Here is a 16292-nt window from a genome sequence, read left to right as displayed (position 1 = left end):
GCCCTGTCCAAGGGTCAGGGGCGGGCCAGGGGGACGACCAGCAGGGCCTCCGTGCCGCCCTCCGCCCCGTTGCACAGCTCGATCGTGCCGCGCAGCTCCCCGGTGACCAGGGCCCGGACGATCTGCAGGCCGAGGTTGCCGCCGCGTTCCGCGTCGAACTCGGCCGGCAGGCCCCGGCCGTTGTCGGCCACCGTGACGTGCAGTTGCTTGCGGAACCGGTGCGCGGAGACCACGACCTCGGGCTCCGCCGCGCCCGTCGGGCGGCCCTCGCCCTCCTCGCCGGCCGGCGGGAAGCCGTGCTCGACGGCGTTGAGCAGCAACTCGTTGAGCACCATGACCAGGGAGGTGGCGATCTCGGCGGGCAGCACCCCGAAGCTGCCCCGCCGGTGCATCCGGACGGTCTGCTCGGTCGCGGCCACCTCGGTGGCGGCGCTGGCCACCCGGTCGACGATGCCGTCGAACTCGACCGCCTCGTCGCTGGACATGGAGAGCGTCTCGTGCACCAGGGCGATGGACGCGACCCGGCGGACGGACTCCTCCAGGGCCACCCGGGCCTCGGGCATGGCTACCCGGCGGGCCTGGAGGCGGAGCAGCGCGGCGACGGTCTGCAGGTTGTTCTTCACCCGGTGGTGGATCTCCCGGATGGTGGCGTCCTTGGTCATCAGGGCGCGGTCGCGACGGCGTACCTCGGTGACGTCACGGACCAGGACCAGCGCGCCGATCGGCACCCCGGCGGGCATCAGCGGAAGCCCGCGGGTGAGCATCGTCGCACCGCGGGCGTCGATCTCGCGCCGGGGCGGCGCCTCGCCGCGCAGCGCGGCGAGGATGCCGTTGGCCGCGTCGGTCCCCTCCAACGGGTCGCCGGCCAGCCGCCGGTGCAGCTTGGCCAGATCCTCCCCCACCAGGTGCGAGGCGTAGCCGAGCCGCCGGTACGCGGACTGGGCGTTCGGGCTGGCGTAGGTGACCTTGCCGTCGGCGTCCAACCGGACCAGCCCGTCGCCGACCCGGGGCGCGGACGTGGTCTCGCCCGGGTGCCGGGGCGGCGGGAACGTCCCGTCGGCGATCATCTGGGCCAGGTCGTCGGCGGTGGTCAGGTAGTTCAGCTCGAGCTGGCTGGGCGTGCGGGCGGTGGACAGGTTCGTGTCCCGGCCGACCACCGCGATCACCTCGCCTGCCTCCCCGTCGGCGGTGCGCAGCCGGACCGGGATCGCCTCGTGCCGGGCCGGCACGTCGCCGTACCAGACGGGGTCGCCCTCCCGCCAGATCCGGCCCTGCCCGTACGCGACCGCGAGGTGGGCCACCTCCGGCCCGCCGACGATCCGCCCCACCTGGTCGTCGAGGTACGCGGTGGGGGCGGTCGTCGGGCGGACCTGGGCCACGCAGAGGAACGTGCCGTCGGCGTCCACGGGCACCCAGAGCAGCAGGTCGGCGAAGGACAGATCGGACAGCAACTGCCAGTCCCCGGCGATCCGGTGCAGGTGGTCGATGTCGGCCGGGCGGAGCAGCGTGTGCTCCTCGGCGAGGTCGCGCAGCGTGGACACGCAGACCAGCGTGCCACGCCGCCGGTCACATCGTCGCGGTGACCTTCTTCAGCCCGCGCGGGGCGTCCGGGTCCTCGCCCCGGGCCAGCGCCAGCGCCAGGGCCAACCGCTGCAACGGCAGGATGTCCAGCAGCGGGGCGTACCGCTCGTCGACGTCGGGCACGGCGATCCGGGTCGCCCCCTCGACGTCGGCGGAGCCGACCACCACCACGTCGGCGCGGCGCTCCCCCAGCCGGGGCAGCACCTCCCCCATCGACCGGCCGCCGGGGCCGGAGCCGACCACGGCCAGCACGGGCACGTCCGGGTCGGTCATGGCGAGCGGGCCGTGCAGCAGGTCGGCGCCCGAGAAGGCGAGCGCCGGCAGGTACGACGTCTCCATCAGCTTCAGCGCCGCCTCCCGGGCCGTCGGGTACGCGTACCCCCGGCCGGTGGTGACGAGCTGCGCGGCGAACCGGTACCGGGGCGCGAGCTGGGTCGCGGTGGCGTCGGCCAGGGTGCGGGCGGCCAGCTCGGGCAGCTCGGCCAACGCCGCCCGCTCGTCGGCCGGCAGCGCGCCGTCGCCGGCCCGGATCCCCTCCACCAGCATCAGCAGGGCCAGCAGCTCGGCCGTGTACGTCTTGGTGGCCGCCACCGCCCGCTCGTGCCCGGCGGCGATGTCGACGCTCAGCTCGGCGGCCTCGGCCAGCGGCGAGCCGGGCGCGTTGGTGACCGCGAGGGTCAGCGCGCCGGAGGCGCGGGCGGTGCGCAGCACCTCGGTCAGGTCGGGCGAGCCGCCGCTCTGGCTGACCCCGACGACCAGCGCGTCGGACAGGTCGGGGCGGGCGCCGAACAGGGTGACCGCGCTGGGCGAGGCGAGCCCGGCGGGCAGGCCGAGGCGGATCTCGGTCAGGTACGCCCCGTAGAGCGCGGCGTGGTCGGAGGTGCCCCGCGCGGTGAAGACCACGTGCCGGGGGCGCCGCTCCGCGACCGCCGCGGCGACCCGGGCGATCGCCCCGGCGTGCTCGGCGGAGAGCAGCCGCTCGTACCCGGCCGGCTGCTCGGCGATGTCGGCGGCCATCCCGGCCCCTGCACCCGTCACGGAACACCCCTTTCCCGCACGGTTTCCCCCCGCGCGGACCCTTCCCTGCGCGGCATCCCCGCGCGACCCTTTGCTGCGCGATTTCCGCGCGTTTGATGCTCAGCCTTGCACGTTTCGCCGGCCGCAAGCAATGTAACGAACAGCATCGCGCAGGGATCACCACGGTGCCCCAACATCACCTAGGCTTGCCCGGCCGGGCGACGCAGCGACGAGCGAGAGGCACACGTGTCCGAGGGAAGGGACGATTCCCCGCTGTCGGCGGAGGAGGAGCTGGCCCTGGCCCGGCTTGCGCTCGACGAGGGCGACCTGCCGCACGCCGCCGGGCACGTGGCCGGCGCGCTGGCCCAGGCGCCGACCCTGCCCGAGGCGCACGAGACCCTCGCCCGGGTCGCCGCCGCCGGCGACGGCGGGCTCGGCCTGTTCCCGCTGCACCACCGCGCCTTCGTCGGCGTCGTGGTGGCCCGCGCGCACCTGCTCGCCGCGGCGGGCCGGCCGGCGGAGGGGCTGGAGCTGCTGGCCGCCGCCACCGGCCACGACCGGCGGGCGGACTGGGCCGGCGTGCCCTGGGTGACGGCCCCCGAGCTGCCGGAACGGCTCGACCCGGAGCGCACCGCCGGGGTGCTCATGCAGGTCTGCGGCGTCCTGCCCGACCCGGTGCCGCGGGCGGAGCGGGCGCCCCTGCTGGCGTACCTCGCGCTGGCCCGCAACGCGGTCGCCGTCCACCCGGAGCACGGCCTGCTGCTCGGTGCGGCGTCCGCGCTGGCCCGGCGCCTCGGCGAGGTCACCGTGGCGATCCGCTGGGCCAGCCGGGGCGTACGGACGCAGCCCTCGAAGCTCGGCGAGGTGTGGCTCGGGTACGCCTACCGCAGCGCCGGCCGGACCCGGGAGGCCCTGGCGGCGCTGCGCCGGGCCGTCGCGCTCGACCCGGACGACCTGGCCGTGTACGCCGACATCGCCGGCACGCTCGGCGACGTCGGCCGGCTCGACGAGGCGCTGGAGTGGATCGACCGGGCCCTGGCGCGGGACCCGACCTTCGACTGCGCGGTGCACACCGCGCACCGGCTGCGTTTCCAGCGCGACGGCGACGTGGCCCACCTGGTGGCGCTGGCCGACTTCATCCGCGACCACCCGGACGACTCCCACGAGCACGGCGACCTCGCCGAGTGCTGCCGCAGCCGGCCCTGGCTCGGTCAGGTCACGCCGGCGGCCGGTGCCATGGTCGAGGCGCTGCGCCGGGCCCTCACCGACGACCGCCACGGCCCGGGCGCCGCCGTACGGCTGGAGACGCTGGAGCCGCCGAGCGCGATGCGTACCGTCGAGGCGGCCGTGCCCGGGCTGCGGGTCGAGGTGGTCGCGGTGGCCGACCCTGACCCGCGCCAGCCCCGCCGGGCGACCGACCGGCCGCTGTGGCGCTACGACGGTACGGCCGTCGCCCCGACGTTGCCGGCGCCGTCGGCCGAGGCGGCGGCCCGGGTCCGGCAGCTCGCCCAGCCGGCGTGGTCGCACCCCCCGGCGGCGTACGACGCGGCGGTCGGCCTGGCCACCCTGGACCTGGCCGACCTGCTCGGGCTGCTCGTGCACCCGCCGCCGCCCCCGGCCACCGCCCTCGGCCGGGTGCTGGCCGGGCAGGACCCGTCGCTGTGGGTGCGCTGCGTGCAGGTGTGGGCGTGCCTGGGCCTGCTGCACCACCGCACCGACGAGCCGTGGGCCACCTCGGACCGCCGCCGTGTGCTGCTGGAGCTGGTCTGGGGGGTCGAGGACTGGATCACCGAGGCGGCCCTGTTCGCCCTGGTCACCGCCGCGTGGATCGACCCCTCGGTACGCCCGGACGTGGCGCGGGTGGTGGCCGAGCGGCTGGCCGACGCGGCGGCGGTGGCGCGGGACCGGCCGGTGCCCATCGGGGTCTCGCTGGCGTACCTGGCCCTGGCCACGCCGGGCCTGGACCGGGCGACGGCGGCGCGGGCCGGCGCGCTGATCGCCCGCCAGCCCCCAAGCCCACGCCGCCCCGGCCGGCTGGGCCGCCTCTGGACCTTCTGGCGCCGCCTCACCCGCCGCCCCTGACCCTCACCCGCTGCAAGATCCGCGCAACTTCACTGAAAGTGTTGCCGCCGACGGAGCAGAGGCACCAACTTCCCTGAAGTTGCGCGGATCTTGTGGAGGTGTCAGGCGGCCGGGGCCTTGCCCAGGGCCGTCTCGGCGCGCTCCTCGCCGGTGGCGGACGGCGGGGGCTCGTTGGCCGTGCGCAGCGGGATCTCCTGGATGAACCAGGCGAGCACCGGCACGACCACGGTGAACAGCACCGCCCAGAAGAAGACGTTCGAAATGGCGTCGGAGAGGCCGCCCAGCACCAGCTCCCGCGCCTGCGCCGGCAGCTCCTTGAGCTTCTCCAGGTCCATCCGGCCGCCCTCGCCGCCGCCACCGCTGAACGCGGCGCCGGCCGGCGAGTCGGCGAGCCGGTTGGCGAAGATCGCGCCGAACAGCGAGATGCCGAACGAGCCGCCGATGGAGCGGAAGAAGGTGGCCGCGCCGCTGGCCGCGCCGAGGTCCTTCTGCTCCACGCTGTTCTGTGCGATCAGCATGGTGGTCTGCATGAGGAAGCCCATGCCGGCGCCGAGGACGATCATGTAGAGCGCCAGCTCCACCTTGCCGGTGTGCACGTCGAGGAGCGTCAGCAGCCCCATGCCGACGGTCATTCCCACGCCGCCGACGATCGGGAAGATCCGGTAACGCCCGGTCCGGGTGATGGCCCGGCCGGCCACCAGCGAGACCACCAGCGTCCCGAACATCATCGGCAGCAGCAGCAGGCCGCTGTTGGTGGCCGAGGCGCCCTGCACGGTCTGCTGATACAGCGGCAGGAAGTTCATGGCGCCGAACATCGCGAAGCCGAGCAGGAAACTGATCGTCGAGATCAGCGCGAAGTTGCGGTTGGCGAAGAGCCCCAGCGGCAGGATCGGCTCCGGCGCCCGCCGCTCGACGACGCCGAACGCGACCAGGGCGACCACGGTCAGCGCGGCGAGGCCGAGGATCTGCGGGGAGACCCAGTCGTACTCGTTGCCGCCCCAGGTGGTGATCAGCACGATCGCGGTGATGCCGACCGAGAGCAGGGCGGCGCCCAGCCAGTCGATCCGGTGCTCGGTGCGGTACTTCGGCAGGTGCAGGGTGGCGACGAGCAGCACCAGCGCGACGCCGCCGAGCGGCAGGTTGACGTAGAACGCCCAGCGCCAGGAGAGGTGGTCGGTGATGAAGCCGCCCACCAGCGGGCCGGCCACCATGGCGACCGCCATGATGCCGGCCATCATGCCCTGGTACCGGCCCCGCTCCCGGGGCGGCACGAGGTCGCCGATGATGGCCATGACGCCGACCATCAGGCCGCCCGCCCCCAGGCCCTGCACGGCCCGGAACGCGATCAGCTCGATCATGCCGCGGTCGGTGCCGCCGAACACGTCGGAGCCGGCCATGCCGCACAGCGCGGAACCGATCAGGAAGATCGCGACCGAGGTGAGGAAGACGGTCTTGCGGCCGTAGAGGTCGCCGAGCTTGCCCCAGATCGGGGTGGAGACGGTGGTGCCGAGCACGTACGCGGTGACGACCCAGGTGAAGTGGTCCACCCCGCCGAACTCGCCGACGATGCGCGGCAACGCCGTGCTCACGATCATGTTGTCGAGCATCGCGAGCATCATCGCGATCATCAGGCCGAAGAGCACGACCCGGATGTCCGGCCTCCGCTCCGGTGCCCGGTCTGCCTGAGTCATCGGTAGGCTCCCCCCGAGGTGCAACTGACTTACTTGCCGTCCGGCTAGTTACCTTACTAGCCGGACGGTAAGCTGAGGAGCAGGAAATCGTCAAGCGAGTTCGGATGGTGCACGGGTGAGGGAGAGCACAGGCACGCGGGAGCGCATCAAGACCGTCGCCCTGGAGCTCTTCACCGAGCAGGGGTACGAGAAGACCTCGTTGCGTGAGATCGCGGAGCGGCTCAACGTGACGAAGGCGGCGCTCTACTACCACTTCCGGAGCAAGGACGAGATCGTCGACAGCTTCGTGGCGGACCGGCTGCACCGGATGGACGCGCTCGTCGCGTGGGCCGAGGAGCAGCCGGCCACGTTGGCGACCCGCCGGGAGCTGATCGCCCGGTACGCCGAGGCCATGTTCACCAGCGAGCAGGCCGCGGTGATGCGCTTCTTCGAGCAGAACCAGACGGTGCTGAAGAGCCTGTCCGCCGGCAAGCAAATGCGCGAGCGGATGATGCGCCTGGCCGACGCGCTGGCCCGGGGCGACGACTCCCCGGCCGCCCAGCTGCGCGCCGCGCTGTCGCTGTTCGCCGTGCACAGCAGCTGGTTCGCGGTGCGTACCCCGAACATCACCGACGCGGAGCGGAAGGCCCTCGGGTTGGAGATCGCCGACGAGCTGCTGGCCCGGATCGCCGACCAGGACGGCTGAGCGCCGCCTCGCCCGGCGGGGCGGGCGAACCCGGCCGGCGGGGCGGGCGAACCCGGCCGGCGGGGCGGGCGAACCCGGCCGGCGGGGCCGGCGGACCGCCAGGGGCCGGCGGACCGCCAGGGGCCGGCGGACCGTCAGGCCGGCGGGGCGGTCAGCTCGCGGCGGAGGCCGAGCAGCTCCACGTCGGGCAGCGGCGACCAGTCCCGCTCGGGCGTGCGGACGAAGCCCAGCCGCTCGTAGAGCCGCTGGGCGGTCTCGGCGAACCCGCTGCGCACGCAGATCACCACGGCCGCGCAGCCCAGCTCGGCCGCGCGGGACAGGCAGGCCCGGACCAGCGCGACTCCCGCGCCGCGGCCCTGCGCGGCCGGGTCGACCGCGAGCATCCGGAACTCCGCCTCGCCCGGGCCGGACAGCTCGGCGTACGGGGTGCCGGGCAGCACGAACGTGACGGAGCCGAGCACCTCGCCGGTGGCCTCGTCGACGGCGACCAGCACCTCGCCGCTCTCCGCCCGGGTGGCCACGTCGGCGAGCACCGTGCCGTAGCCGTTCTCACCCTTGAGCTGCCCGTCGGCCTCGTACGCGGCGACGGTCAGCCGGGCCACCGCCGCGAAGTCGGCCGCGGTGGCCCGCCGGACGCGCAGGCCGGTCAACCGATCACCGCGATCAGGTCGCCGTCCTGCACCACGTCGCCCTCGTTGACCGCCAGCTGCTGCACGACACCGTCGGACTCGGCGACGACGGGGATCTCCATCTTCATCGACTCCAGGATGACCAGGGTGTCCCCCTCGGACACGGTGTCCCCGGCGGACGCGACGACCTTCCACACGTTCGCCACCATCTCGGCGCGGATCTCCTCGGCCATCTCGGCCCTCCCTCTCCACCGGTGTCTGCGATCCGTATCCAATCATGCGTCCACACCCGAGAGGCGCGGAGCGGCGCGGCGCCGCTGCCGCCCCGCCGGCCTCGGCCGGCCCCCGGCCCGCCGGCCCCGGCCCGCCGGGCGGACGTACGCGCCCGACGCATTAGCATCAGCGGGTCGGACCCCGGGCGCCCGGGAGGCCGGTACGCGACCACCGCCGCGCTCCCGCGCGGGCGGACGTGACCAGCACATGAGGAGGTCAGCATGGCGAAGAAGGCCCGCAAGAAGAAGGCCCGCAAGAAGAGCAGCGCGAACCACGGCAAGCGCCCCAACTCCTGATCGGGGCGGGGCGCGTCCGCCCTCCGTTCCGGTGTACCGGCCGACCGGCCGGACGTGACGGTGGCCCGGGTCTGTCGACCCGGGCCACCGTCGTGTGTGGTTCGTCGCGCGACGCGCGTCAGTCGGTCAGCTTGCGCGACTCGCTCGTCTCGAAGACGACCAGCTCGGTCAGGCGGATCCGCAGCCGCTCGCGCAGCTGCTCCGGCGCGGTCTCGTTGCCGCAGCAGCGGGCGACCAGCGCCTTCACCTCCTGCTCCAGGCCGTACTCGCGCAGGCAGGGCCCGCACTCGTCGAGGTGCCGCCGGATCAGCGTGCGGCGCTCCTCGGCGCACTCCAGGTCGAGGTAGAGGTAGACCTCCGCGAGGACCTCGCGGCAGTCCGTCTCGTGCGGCTCTCCACAGCTCACGTCATACCTCCCGACCGGCCGCGGCCGAGCCCTTGCCGGACGACGCGGCGGTGAACCCCCGGTCGGCGGCGTACCGCTCGAGCAGCTTGCGCAGATTACGACGGCCGCGGTGCAGCCGGGACATCACGGTGCCGATGGGCGTGCCCATGATGTCGGCCACCTCCTTGTAGGAGAAGCCCTCGACGTCGGTGAGGTAGACGGCCAGGCGGAACTCCTCCGGCAACTGCTGGAGGGCCTCCTTGACATCGCTGTCGGGCAGGCGGTCCAGCGCCTCCGTCTCGGCCGAGCGCAGCCCGCTGGAGGTGTGCGACTCGGCCTCGGCGAGCTGCCAGTCGGTGATCTCGTCCGTGGGCGCCTGCACCGGCTGGCGCTGCCGCTTGCGGTAGGAGTTGATGTAGGTGTTGGTCAGGATCCGGTACAGCCAGGCCTTCAGGTTGGTGCCCTGCTCGAACTGGTGGAAGGCGGCGTACGCCTTCAGGTACGTCTCCTGGACCAGGTCCTCGGCATCCGCCGGGTTACGCGTCATGCGCAGCGCGGCGGCGTAGAGCTGGTCGACGAAGGGCATCGCGTCCCGCTCGAAGCGGGCCCTGCGCTCGTCCGTCTTCTCGGTGGTCAACCGCACATCCCCTCGGGTCGGATGCCTTCCCGCCGAGGATACGCGCCGGCTCACGTCCGCAGATCCACTTCCGGCCGGTGTGCTGGTACTCACCACCTCCCGCGGCTGGGCCGGCGGCACCGGCACGGACCAGTCCGGCCCGTCCAGCAACTGCCTGAGCAGCCCCGCCTGGAGCTGTTCGTCCCGTTCCCGGCTCCGGGTCTCCGTCGGCACCGGTCACCCCCTCGAAGCAGAAGTCTCGTCCGAGGGTGGTAACGCGGGGTGTGGGGCGCCGCATTCCGGCTCGCCGGCCCCCGTTCCTGGTCCCGGCCCCGGCGAGCACCGGCGCTGGGACCAGGAAGGGCCTGGGAGGGACGGCGCCGAGACCCGAACCGGGCCCCCGGCACCATCGGAGTCAACGACGCGCGCCGCGCGCGGACACGGTCGGCGACGGCCGCCCGCTCAGGGCGTCGACGCCCAGCCCCGCTCGCGCAGCCAGTCGACCACCACGGCGGCCGTGCCCGCCGGGTCGGCGCGCAGGTCGTGCCGCTCACCGGGGCGGACCACCACCCGGACCGGCGGACCCGCGTCGGGCACGCCGAACGGGTCGCGGTCGCCGTTGACCACCAGCGTCGGCAGCCCGGTGGGCAGCTCCGCGGCCCGAGAGCGTTCCGGCCGGCCGGGCGGGTGCAGCGGGAAGGCCAGCGCCACGACGCCGTCGGCGCCGACCGTGGTCGCCGTGCGGCACGCGACGCGGGCGCCGCTGGACCGGCCGCCGACCACGAGCGCCGGCACGCCGGGATACCTGCGACGCAGGTCGGCCAGTACGGCCGCCCACGCCTCGTCGAGGTGCCCCGCGGGGGCCGGCGCCCGCCTGCCGGCCACCCGGTACGGCTGGGTGACCAGGGCCACCGCCACGCCGGCGGCGACCGCCGCGTCCCGCAGGGCGCGCAGATCCGGCGCGTCGACGTCACCGCCCGCGCCGTGGCCGAGCACGAGCAGGGCGGCCGCCGGGCCGACGGGCAGGCTGACGTCGACCCGGGCGGGCCCGCGTGGTGTCTCGATCTCGTCGTCGTGCCGCACCGGCCCATTCTGCGGGTCGGCGCTCCCGGGTCGGCGCTCCCGGGCCGGCGCTCCCGGGCCGGCGCTCCCGGGCCGGCGCTCCCGGGTCGGCGCTCCCGGGCCGGCGCGGACGCTGCAAGAGCCGCCCGTCGACCCGGGAGGGCGGCCCGGTCAGCTCAGCGGGACCAGGGCGAGCAGCCGGTCCCGCACCGGCGGGCCGGCCTCGTCGACCGCGTCCGGGTCGGGATCGACCTCGCCGCGCCACGCGACCAGCATCGCGCGGCGCTCGCGCGGTGTCGTGCCGCCCCACACGCCGTGGCAGTCACCGACCTCCAGCGCCCACGCCAGGCAGGAGCCCTGGACGTCGCAACTGCGGCAGAGCGCGACGGCCGCGTCTGCCGGTTCGTTGGGCGCCGGAAAGAATGTCTCCGGGTCCACGCTCTGGCAGGTTCCCCTGGTCCGCCATGCATCGTCCTGTCGCCGTTCGCGCAGCGCCCGCAACAGTCGCGGATCCCGTCGCGCGGCAGCCACCTCGTGCGGGCGGGGCATACGCGCCCGTGTCATCCACCCACCTCCCCCGTGGGACCGGAAAAAATGCCGGTGGGAGTCGTTCGCACCGTACGAATCGACACCCACTTCGGCGCTGTGTTGTATCGCACTTCGGGACGCGGGGACAAGGGCCCGCCCGGAAACTCGCCTAAAAGCCGACCGGACAGGTGGCCGACGATCCGTCGCAAACGCCGACAAATCAGTGCGCGACAATGCACGCAAGCAACTGTCAGAAAAGCGTCATTTTTTCGGCCGGCGGGTCCGGCGCGGGAATGCGGGCAATCAGCTGCGGCCCGTCGTTGCGCACGTTGCCGACCGCCGGCCCGACCGGCCGGATCTCCAGCCCGGCCAGCCAGTCCGGCGCGGGCGGGGCGAGCAGCGCGGCCCGGTCGTCGGCCGGGCCCAGCCAGGCGGACCAGCGCTCGCGGGGCAGCAGCAGCGGCATCCGGTCGTGCACCTCGGCCAGTTCGCCGATCGCCGGCACGGTCAGCACGCTGAAGCTCAGCAGCGGCCCGGACGGGCCCTCCCAGACCGACCAGATGCCGGCCAGGGCCAGCACCGAGGAGTCGGCCGGGGTCATGTAGTACGCCTGGCGGCCGCCGTCCGCCCGCCGGACCCACTCGTACCAGCCGTCGGCGGGGACCAGGCAGCGGCGGCGGGCGAACGAGGGCGCGTACGCCCGGCTCGTGGCCACCGTCTCGGCCCGCGCATTGATCATGCGGGCGGCGCCCGCGGGCGAGGAGGCCCAGGGCGGGACCAGCCCCCAGCGGCCGGCGGAGAGCGCCCGGTGCCCCTCGGCGGTGAGCCGCACCAGCGGCACGGAGTCGGTCGGGGCCACGTTGTGGCTCGACCTGGCGCCGCCGTCAGTCTCGTCGTACGACTCGAACAGCGCGCTCAGGTCACCCGTGCTCCGGGTCGTGGCGTACCTACCGCACATGGGCACACGCTAGCGCCCCGGGCCGGACCCGGCTGTCCCGCCAGCCGGGAGCGGACCACGCGGCCGGTCGTAACACGCCGGGAATACGGCAGAATGTCACCGTGGGGAACCTGACCGCGACCCGGCCGCTGCGGCCGTGGACCGCTCCGACCGCGTCCGATCCCGTGGTGGCCTCGCTGCGGCTGCCCGGCTCCAAGTCGATGACCGCCCGCGCGCTGGTGCTCAGCGCGCTGGCCGGTGGCCCCTCCACGCTGGCCCGGCCGCTGCGCGCCCGGGACACCGAGCTGATGGCGGGCGCGCTGCGCGCGCTGGGCGCGCACATGTCGATCGCCGACGACGACCGGTGGCTCGTCCGGCCCCACCCGCTCGCCGGCCCGGCACACGTCGACGTGGGGCTCGCCGGCACCATCATGCGGTTCGTGCCGCCCGTCGCCGGCCTGGCCGAGGGGCGGATCACCTTCGACGGCGACCCGCAGGCCCGCACCCGGCCGCTCGGCCCGCTGATCGGCGCGCTGCGCTCCCTCGGCGTACGCATCGAGACCCCGGCCACCGGCAGCCTTCCGCTGACCGTCTTCGGCGCCGGCCGGGTCACCGGCGGCGAGGTGGTCATCGACGCCTCCGCCTCCAGCCAGCTCGTCTCGGGCCTGCTGCTGGCCGCGCCGCGCTTCGACCGGGGGGTCGTGGTCCGGCACGTCGGCCCGCCGGTCCCCTCCGCGCCGCACCTGCGGATGACCGTGCAGATGCTGCGGGCCGCCGGGGCGGCGGTCGACGACACCGTGCCCGACGTCTGGGTGGTCGAGCCCGGGCCGCTGTCCGGCCGGGGCTGGGAGATCGAGCCGGACCTGTCCGGCGCGGTGCCGTTCTTCGCCGCCGCGCTGGTCACCGGCGGCGAGGTGACGCTACGCGGCTGGCCGCGCAGCAGCGCCCAGCCGGTCGAGCAGCTCCGCGGGCTGTTGCAGCGCATGGGCGGCGAGGTGAGCCTCAGCACCGAGGGGCTGACCGTGCGCGGCACCGGCAAGGTCTGCGGCATCGACGCCGACCTGTCCGACGTGAGCGAGCTGACCCCGGCGCTGACCGCGCTCGCCATGCTCGCCGACTCGCCGTCCCGGTTCACCGGCGTCGCCCACATCCGGGGTCACGAGACCGACCGGATCGCCGCGCTGGCCCGCGAGTTCACCGCCCTCGGGGCGGACATCACCGAGTCGACGGACGGCCTGGAGATCCGCCCCCGCCCGCTGCGCGGCGGCGTGTTCCGGACGTACCACGACCACCGGATGGCGCACGCCGCGGCGGTGGCCGGGCTCGCCGTCCCCGGCATCGAGCTGGACGACGTGTCGTGCACCTCCAAGACCATGCCGGAGTTCCCGGCGCTATGGTCGGCGATGGTGACCGGAAAGAGCTGACACGACGGGGGGACGGTCCTGGCGACCAGACGGCGGGAGTACGACGAGGACGACGTACGGGTCCGGCCCGGGAGGTCCTCGCGCCCGCGTACCCGGACCCGCCCCCGGCACGCCGAGGCGGTCGAGGGGTTCGTGACGGCCGTGGACCGGGGTCGCTACACCTGCGTGCTCGCCGACGCCGGCGGCCCGGACGCGCCGACCGTCACCGCGATGCGGGCCCGGGAGCTGGGCCGCAAGTCAGTCGTGGTGGGCGACCGGGTGGGCCTGGTCGGCGACACGTCCGGCACGGCCGGGGCGCTGGCCCGGATCGTCCGGATCGCCGAGCGCAGCTCGGTGCTGCGGCGCACCGCCGACGACGACGAGACCACCGCCGAGGGGAAGCTCGAACGGGTGGTGGTGGCCAACGCCGACCAGCTCGTCATCGTCAGCGCGCTCGCCGACCCGCCGCCGCGCACCGGCTTCATCGACCGCTGCCTGGTGGCCGCGTACGACGCGGACGTCGAGCCGCTGCTCTGCCTGACCAAGGCCGACCTGGCCGGCCCCGAGCAGGTGGTGGGCTACTACGCCGAGCTGGAGCTGCCGTACGTGCTCGTCCGGCCGGACTCCGACCTCGACGGGCTGCGCGGCCTGCTCGCCGGGCGGGTGTCGGTCCTGGTGGGGCACTCCGGGGTGGGCAAGTCGACGCTGGTCAACCGCCTCGTCCCGGACGCCGCCCGCGCGGTCGGCAGGGTCAGCGCGATCGGCCGGGGCCGGCACACGTCCAGCAGCGCCGTGGCGCTGCGGCTGCCGCCCCGACCGGGCTCCGACGCCGACCCGGGCTGGATCGTCGACACCCCCGGGGTGCGCAGCTTCGGGCTGGCGCACGTGTCGGCCGAGAGCCTGCTGCACGGCTTCCCGGACCTGGTCGAGGGGACGGTGGACTGCCCGGCGAACTGCCAGCACACGGCCGACGAGGCGGCCTGCGCGCTGGACGCCTGGGTGGCCGCGGGCCGGGCCGATCCGCGGCGGCTGGCCTCGTACCGCCGGCTGCTGGCCTCCCGCACCGGGGAGGCCGACCCCCGCGAGACCGACCGCGACGCCGACGCCCCGCCCGCGGCGTGACACCCGGCCGCCCGGCCCGGCCGCCCGCCCGCGTGACACCCTGTCGCCCGGCCCGGCCGACCCGCCCGCGTGACACCCTGTCGCCCCAGCCCGAGCGATCCGCCCGCGTGACACCCGCCGCCCCGGCCCGACCGCGAGCCGGCGCCGCTCCCATGCCGTGACACGCGGCGAGCCGCCCGCCCCGGCGCGGCCCGGCGGTCGCTACGGTTTCGCCATGACCGGGTACGCCGACGACCTCGCCCTCGCCCACCTGCTCGCCGACCGCGCGGACGCCGTCTCCACGGCCCGGTTCCGCGCCCTCGACCTGCGGGTCGAGGCGAAGCCCGATCTCACCCCCGTCTCCGACGCCGACACGGCGGTCGAGCGGGAGATCCGCGCGCTGCTCGCCGAGCACCGGCCGGGCGACGGCCTGCTCGGCGAGGAGTACGGCGAGCAGCCCCCCGCCGGGTCGGGCGGGCGGCGCTGGGTGGTGGACCCGATCGACGGCACCAAGAACTTCGTCCGGGGGGTGCCGATCTGGGCCACCCTGATCGCCCTGCTGGAGGGCGACCGGCCGGTGGCCGGGCTGGTCTCCGCGCCCGCGCTGGGCCGCCGCTGGTGGGCCGCGCGGGGCGCGGGCGCGTACGCCGGGCCGGACGCCGCCCACGGCGAACCGATCTCGGTCTCCCGCGTCGGCCGGCTCGCCGACGCCAGCTTCTGCTACTCGTCGCTGTCCGGCTGGGAGGACGCCGGGCGGCTGGAACCGATGCTCCAGCTCATGCGGGACACCTGGCGCAGCCGGGCGTACGGCGACTTCTACGGCTACATGCTGCTGGCGGAGGGGTCGCTGGACGTGATGGTCGAGCCGGAGCTGTCGCTGTGGGACGTCGCCGCGTTGGTGCCGATCGTCACCGAGGCGGGCGGGACGTTCACGGACCTGGCCGGGCGACCCGCCCCGGCCGGGGACGCCGCCGGGCACAGCGCCGTGGCCAGCAACGGCGCGCTGCACGGCGACATCCTGGCGAGGCTCGGCCGGCCGGCCGAGCGGTGATCCGGTAGCAGCCTCTATCCTCGCCAGGTGGTGTCCTCCGGCTGGTGCTTCCTGGCGGCGATGATCGTCGCGTACGGCATCGCCAACCTCCTCCAGTCCGTGGCCGCGGCCCGGACCACGCTGCACCACACGTTCGACCCGGGGTTGCTGCTGCGGCTGGCCAGCCACCGCACGTACCTGGTCGGGCTGGGCTGCCAGGTGGGCGGGTTCGTGCTGGCCTTCCTGGCGCGCCGGGACCTGCCGCTGTTCCTGGTCCAGGCGAGCGTGGCGGCCGGGCTGGGGGTGACGGCCATCCTCGGCGTGCTGGTGCTCAAGTGGCGGCTGCCCACCGCCGAGGTGGCGCTGCTGGTGCTGCTCTTCGCGGGCATCACGGGCCTGGTGCTGTCGGCGCAGCCCGCGCCGTCGCGGCAGCTGGGCACCGCCGGGCTGGCCGCTTTGGCGGTGGCGCTGGCCCTGATCGCCGTGCTCGGCTTCTTCGCGGTACGGCTGCACGGCGCGCCCGGGTCCGTGGCGCTCGGCTCGCTGGCCGGGCTGGCCTTCTCCGCCGCCGCGGTGGCCGCCCGCCCGCTGGCCTCCGCGTCGACCGCCGAGGCGCTCGTCCGCGACCCGCTGCTCTACCTGCTGGTGGCCCACTCGGTGGTCGGGCAGCTGCTGCTCGGGCTGGCGATGCAGCGCGGGTCCACCACGGCGGCCGTGGCCGCCATGGACGCCGCGGGCGCGGTGCCCGCGGCGATCGTCGGGCTGCTGCTGCTGGGCGACCGGATCTGGCCCGGCCGGGAGTGGCTGGCCGGGCTCGGCTTCCTGGCCACGCTGGCCGCGGTCATCGGGCTGACAAGGTACGCCGAGCCGCAGCATCACCACGAGGTGGCCCGGGACCGCGACCGGGGCATGGTGCCGGCCGGCGTCCCGGTACGTCCCCGCCGCTGAGCCCCGCCGCCGAGCCCCCGCCGCTGGC

General features: G+C 75.1%; 16 protein-coding genes. 6 read left to right on the top strand and 10 right to left on the bottom strand.

Annotated features, from left to right (window positions below; translation table 11 throughout):
* Positions 1-14 precede the first annotated feature (14 nt).
* On the bottom strand, positions 15-1541 hold the full coding sequence (locus ABGB16_RS14805; RefSeq protein WP_347668608.1) for a histidine kinase N-terminal domain-containing protein: 1527 nt from the start codon (positions 1539-1541) through the stop codon (positions 15-17).
* A 25-nt stretch (positions 1542-1566) separates the two neighbouring features.
* Positions 1567-2598, bottom strand: coding sequence for an SIS domain-containing protein (locus ABGB16_RS14800; RefSeq protein WP_347668654.1), 1032 nt, complete (start codon positions 2596-2598; stop codon positions 1567-1569).
* A gap of 246 nt (positions 2599-2844) precedes the next feature.
* Between ABGB16_RS14800 and ABGB16_RS14795 the strand changes: the two genes are divergently transcribed.
* Positions 2845-4680 carry a tetratricopeptide repeat protein gene (locus tag ABGB16_RS14795; protein ID WP_347668607.1) on the top strand — a complete coding sequence of 612 codons (1836 nt, stop codon included), beginning with the start codon at positions 2845-2847 and terminating at the stop codon, positions 4678-4680.
* Between the two features lie 101 nt (positions 4681-4781).
* Here the strand turns inward: ABGB16_RS14795 and ABGB16_RS14790 are convergent, their stop codons facing one another.
* Positions 4782-6371, bottom strand: coding sequence for an MDR family MFS transporter (locus ABGB16_RS14790; RefSeq protein ID WP_347668606.1), 1590 nt, complete (start codon positions 6369-6371; stop codon positions 4782-4784).
* 115 nt (positions 6372-6486) lie between these two features.
* Here ABGB16_RS14790 and ABGB16_RS14785 point away from each other — a divergent pair, with 115 nt between their 5' ends.
* Positions 6487-7056, top strand: coding sequence for a helix-turn-helix domain-containing protein (locus ABGB16_RS14785; protein ID WP_347668605.1), 570 nt, complete (start codon positions 6487-6489; stop codon positions 7054-7056).
* 134 nt (positions 7057-7190) lie between these two features.
* On the opposite strand, the gene ABGB16_RS14780 is transcribed toward ABGB16_RS14785, so the two are convergent.
* From ABGB16_RS14780 to ABGB16_RS14750, 7 genes are all read right to left on the bottom strand, one after another.
* Positions 7191-7706: a GNAT family N-acetyltransferase gene (locus ABGB16_RS14780; protein ID WP_347668604.1), complete on the bottom strand. Its 516-nt coding sequence runs from the start codon at positions 7704-7706 to the stop codon at positions 7191-7193.
* Positions 7703-7918, bottom strand: coding sequence for a biotin/lipoyl-binding carrier protein (locus ABGB16_RS14775; protein ID WP_091068708.1), 216 nt, complete (start codon positions 7916-7918; stop codon positions 7703-7705). Before ABGB16_RS14775 ends, ABGB16_RS14780 begins: the two co-directional genes overlap by 4 nt.
* A 454-nt stretch (positions 7919-8372) precedes the next feature.
* Positions 8373-8660, bottom strand: a complete 288-nt coding sequence (rsrA, locus tag ABGB16_RS14770; protein WP_347668603.1) for a mycothiol system anti-sigma-R factor — start codon at positions 8658-8660, stop codon at positions 8373-8375.
* Between the two features lies 1 nt (position 8661).
* On the bottom strand, positions 8662-9489 hold the full coding sequence (locus ABGB16_RS14765) for a sigma-70 family RNA polymerase sigma factor (protein WP_347668602.1): 828 nt from the start codon (positions 9487-9489) through the stop codon (positions 8662-8664).
* Between the two features lie 228 nt (positions 9490-9717).
* Positions 9718-10338, bottom strand: a complete 621-nt coding sequence (locus ABGB16_RS14760) for an alpha/beta family hydrolase (RefSeq protein ID WP_347668601.1) — start codon at positions 10336-10338, stop codon at positions 9718-9720.
* Between the two features lie 150 nt (positions 10339-10488).
* Positions 10489-10881, bottom strand: a complete 393-nt coding sequence (locus ABGB16_RS14755) for a WhiB family transcriptional regulator (RefSeq protein WP_347668600.1) — start codon at positions 10879-10881, stop codon at positions 10489-10491.
* Positions 10882-11095: 214 nt separating this feature from the next.
* Positions 11096-11803, bottom strand: coding sequence for an SOS response-associated peptidase (locus tag ABGB16_RS14750; protein WP_347668599.1), 708 nt, complete (start codon positions 11801-11803; stop codon positions 11096-11098).
* A gap of 101 nt (positions 11804-11904) precedes the next feature.
* Here ABGB16_RS14750 and aroA point away from each other — a divergent pair, with 101 nt between their 5' ends.
* From aroA to ABGB16_RS14730, 4 genes are all read left to right on the top strand, one after another.
* On the top strand, positions 11905-13206 hold the full coding sequence (gene aroA, locus ABGB16_RS14745) for a 3-phosphoshikimate 1-carboxyvinyltransferase (RefSeq protein WP_347668598.1): 1302 nt from the start codon (positions 11905-11907) through the stop codon (positions 13204-13206).
* Positions 13207-13224: 18 nt separating this feature from the next.
* Positions 13225-14307, top strand: coding sequence for a ribosome small subunit-dependent GTPase A (gene rsgA, locus ABGB16_RS14740; RefSeq protein ID WP_347668653.1), 1083 nt, complete (start codon positions 13225-13227; stop codon positions 14305-14307).
* Positions 14308-14521: 214 nt separating this feature from the next.
* Positions 14522-15337 (top strand): histidinol-phosphatase, encoded by an 816-nt coding sequence (hisN, locus tag ABGB16_RS14735; RefSeq protein WP_347668597.1) that lies wholly within the window; start codon positions 14522-14524, stop codon positions 15335-15337.
* 60 nt (positions 15338-15397) lie between these two features.
* Entirely contained in the window at positions 15398-16264 is an 867-nt protein-coding gene (locus ABGB16_RS14730) for a hypothetical protein (protein ID WP_347668652.1), read from the top strand.
* The last annotated feature ends 28 nt before the right edge of the window (positions 16265-16292 follow it).

The organism is Micromonospora sp. B11E3 (assembly GCF_039871625.1).
Taxonomy (GTDB): domain Bacteria; phylum Actinomycetota; class Actinomycetes; order Mycobacteriales; family Micromonosporaceae; genus Micromonospora.
The sequence above is the reverse complement of the archived record's forward strand: the minus strand, read 5'-3'. Positions and strand labels throughout refer to the sequence as shown.